The sequence below is a fragment of the Mycolicibacter heraklionensis genome (assembly GCF_001021505.1).
GTDB lineage: Bacteria > Actinomycetota > Actinomycetes > Mycobacteriales > Mycobacteriaceae > Mycobacterium > Mycobacterium heraklionense.
Window position 1 is genome coordinate 1 of record NZ_LDPO01000067.1, and the last position, 518, is coordinate 518.

A 518-nucleotide genomic window follows, 5' to 3' on the forward strand; every position below is an offset into this window, starting at 1 on the left:
CGCGGACCAACTCCTCCATCGCCTGATTCCACTGCGCCTGCCACGCCTGATACGTCATCCCCGTATCGCCCTGCCACGCCGCCGACAACGCCGCCTGCTCACTGGCAATATCAGCACCCACCGCCTGCAACGTGCCCGCATACCCATTCATCTCAGCCGCATGGGCCAACATCGCCGGGTAGTTGTACATAATCTGCGACATCAGTCTGCTCCTTTTCCCTGGCCCGCCAGCTAGACCCCGGTGTAACCAGAAGCCGCAGCCGCATCAGCCGCCACATACGTCGAACCGGCATCCGCCAGATTCACCTGCGCCATATCCAGCAACGCATTCACCCGCGCCGCCATCGCCACAAACCGCGCATGCGACCCCTGAAACGCCGCAGCCGCCTCACCCACATGAAACGCCTGCGCCGACAACGCCGCCTGCTCCGCCTGCGCCATCGTCGACCGCATCAACGCCGCCTTGGCACCAAACGCCGACTCCGACGCCACCAACTGCGGAATATGCGCATCCAACA

The 518-nt window shown here is 63.9% G+C and carries 2 protein-coding genes; both read right to left on the minus strand.

Annotated features, from left to right (window positions below):
* Nucleotides 1-202: WXG100 family type VII secretion target (locus tag ABW16_RS23670; RefSeq protein WP_047321649.1), on the minus strand; the 202-nt coding region annotated here is incomplete at its 3' end.
* Nucleotides 203-231: 29 nt separating this feature from the next.
* On the minus strand, nt 232-516 hold the full coding sequence (locus tag ABW16_RS23675; RefSeq protein WP_047321650.1) for a hypothetical protein: 285 nt from the start codon (nt 514-516) through the stop codon (nt 232-234).
* Nucleotides 517-518 lie beyond the last annotated feature (2 nt).